The following is a 3,088-nucleotide window of genomic DNA, read 5'->3' as shown; positions in this document are numbered from 1 at the left end:
GCCGAATATCAGAGAATTTAGGGTTGTCTCGACGAAATTCCTCAAGCCTTTCTGGAGTACGCTTGAGTGTAATCAACCACTTATCCATCACGTGTAATCCCAAGGCTCCGAATCAGATAAATTTGAACGAGCGCTCTCCCCGAGACATTGACCGCCATATCTCTCACGAAGCGACCGGTTTCGAAACATTAACGAGCGTCTTACGCCTTGCTCTCGTCGGCATGATCCCAAGGACGATAGCGCACAACTTCTGTGATCCCAGGAGATCCCTTGATGAGGAGCTTCGCCAGCATCGTGGTGTCAATATTGAAAGGGGCGGCTCGGAAATCGAGTCGCCCTCCCCTGATATGCTTCCCGTCCTCTTTGTCCTCGTTTACTATTGGATATTCAGTAAGCATGTAATTCACAAAGATGATTTCTTTGTGTCGAGAAAGATTTCTTATTGCTCTTTGGATTGATTGATTTGACAGATGCTGAAGAACATCCTTTACAATCACCAGGTCGCTCTCATAAGCGGGCACCTGATCAACGAGATTGAGAACTTCAAAACGTACATTTGGGATAGAGGCATAAACCTGCCTGTTTGCGGCGATAACTTCAGCGACGAGGTCCATTGCGAGAAACGTCGTCTCTGGGCAGCGGCGGGCAATCTCTGCGCCTACTCGAAAGTCTCCGCATCCTATGTCGAGCACGACGCGATGGCCCAACCGACCGATGTAGTGACAAATGAAATTGATATAATCCAGGCACCGGTGCGGATCCGAGCCGACCCCGGAATATATATTTCCAGAACCACCCCAGTCGTTATTTCTGTAGATCTCACTGAACACCCGCGAGAGACCACTGCCCCCTCCCGACTGAGCCCGAAATGGCGCGAAGCTCTCCCGGGATTTAGAAATTCGGTCTAGATCAGCGCTGGATAGAGTGGCTTGGCACGCAAGTGAATAGGTATCGACCCGCGAAGAGACATTCAGTTCGTCGATCTCTTTGAGAACGGGCCACGACATACTTTCCCACAAATGGAAAACATAGGCTTCCGGGAATGTAACAGCCTGTTCAAAAAGGCTGCTGAGCCCAATCTGATCCCAAGACGGAACGAAGAATGCCTCGGGCGGCAGAACGACAACGGATGCTGGGTGCGACAAACTTATCAGATAAGGCATTTTCGTTGATGAATGCGCCCAATAGCGCGAGTCGAAATGCTTGTAGCTGTCCCACCATGCGTCCATGAAGGAAGCACCTGGTGGAGACAAGATGATCGAGTTCCCAAGGCTCTCGGCCTCAACCCTCGGTCGCGTCGACGCAAGCTCCCGAGCCATCACCGTGTGCGTTGCCGAGCAAAGCGGCAGGAGGCTCTTGAGGGTGATTGTGTCGAGATCCAGGTATATGCCACCATATGCCCGCAAGACGCTCATTCTGATGATATCAGACTGATGTGCGGGATGCATGACCGGGTTGGCGAAAACACGCTGGGGTGCAGGCACGACGACGATATCTGCTATTTCTTTTATCGCGCGCCAATAGACGCCATCACGCTCGGCGACACACCAGACGATGATCCTGAATTCGGGATGACATTTCGCAGCCGACAGAATAGCCATGTAATGGCTGAAACCAAAAGGCCGTACACCGGGTGGCTTTTTCTCCGAGAAATAATTCACTTCATCATAAGCCTGTTTTTCAGGCGTAGTCTCAACGAAGTGAATGAGTTTGGGAAAAACGCCGGGTTCTGCGTCGCCGACAGGGTTACAGCCCGCCTTCGACAAACAGTCGTCCAGCAATCGCTTGATGTCTACCTGAGCATAGTCGAAAGAATCGCCTACCGCGCCAACAGACGTGAACACATCCTCCGGTAGTCTGCCAACGATGAGCGGTGGGAAAGAAAGATGCGCTGAGAGCATTCCATGTTCGATCAGACTGGAAAACAGGATGCTTAGCGAGACACCCTTTATCTCACGTCCTGCCAGTTTGTGCCTGTAAGCATATTCGCGGATAGGCAGTGTGCCCATGAGGGTCGAGGCACCCCGCGGCGAAATGGTGTATCCTGACATGCCCTCGATCGCGCTGAGTCGCAGCAAGAGTGAGCCACCTCCCTGCGAACCAATGGGCGCAGCAGGTCCAATCGAGGGATGATCATCATACTTGAGAATACAATCACCCAACTGATTAGGCATCTGAACAATCATGAGACTATTATAATCTGCGCCCCAGACGATCAAATCCCAGGGTTCCGTCAGCGCCTTCGTAAGATGACTGGCCTGTATCTCGAAATCATCGGGAATAGAAGATTTATCACCAAGAATCGTGCGTGGCAGCCCGTCTGCAACGCATTGGCTCCATTGCACAACGTGAGAGAATATGTCCGCCACCTGTTCGTCGGTCGCGCGAGTTTCTAGATCAAGGAGGCCATTCTCCACCATATAATTACGGTCGAGAGCGGCAGTATCAAACGACGGGACGATCTCAAAATTATTATCCGGATTATTCCGCTTCCTGAACTTGCGCAGCGAGGCATCATCCGCTTTGGAGATCACGTAAAGAACCATCGTTCGTTTTCCGTATTGTCGTAGGGTTTTACGTTTGAGAGGACGCCCTGCGCCGAGCTCCTCATTGCGGGGGTAGTGTTCCTTTGAATGAGGCAATGACCAGTGACAACGAGTTGCCCCCACATCAGAGACTAATTACGCCCACCAAAGTGTTTCATATTCGTTAATGAATCGTATTGGTTGCGCCCGCACGTCTACGCCGGCCCACCTCTTGACGACATTTTGACGATCGCTACCAAGAAGCCCTTTCGTACGTTCTGGTAATCTTCTCTTATCCATTTGGGTTTTTATGGTGATTGCGTGGCCCGATATCTGGGCGAGCACCAGGAGAAACTCGATGAGCCTTTCAATCAACACCAATGCCTCGGCGATGGTCGCCGTTCAGACCCTGAACGCTACCCAGACCGCTCTGAGCAATGCAGAAAACACCATCTCGACCGGCCTGAAGGTGTCGAGCGCTGCAGATAACGCGGCAGCTTACGGCATCGCGCAGCAGATGCAGGGCAACGTCTCCGGCCAGTCCGCCGTGAATGACGGCCTTT

The 3,088-nt window shown here is 51.9% G+C and carries 1 protein-coding gene and 1 pseudogene; one reads left to right on the top strand and one right to left on the bottom strand.

The features are described from left to right. Positions 1-200: 200 nt before the first annotated feature. Positions 201-2,546 carry a glycosyltransferase gene (locus C0V97_RS16210; RefSeq protein WP_127102154.1) on the bottom strand — a complete coding sequence of 782 codons (2,346 nt, stop codon included), beginning with the start codon at positions 2,544-2,546 and terminating at the stop codon, positions 201-203. Positions 2,547-2,883: 337 nt separating this feature from the next. Here C0V97_RS16210 and C0V97_RS16205 point away from each other — a divergent pair. Further along, positions 2,884-3,088: pseudogene (locus tag C0V97_RS16205) on the top strand (flagellin C); the annotation flags it as partial.

It is taken from the genome of Asaia sp. W19 (genome assembly GCF_003994335.1).
Taxonomy (GTDB): domain Bacteria; phylum Pseudomonadota; class Alphaproteobacteria; order Acetobacterales; family Acetobacteraceae; genus Asaia.
This window is presented reverse-complemented; position numbering and strand designations above follow the sequence as displayed.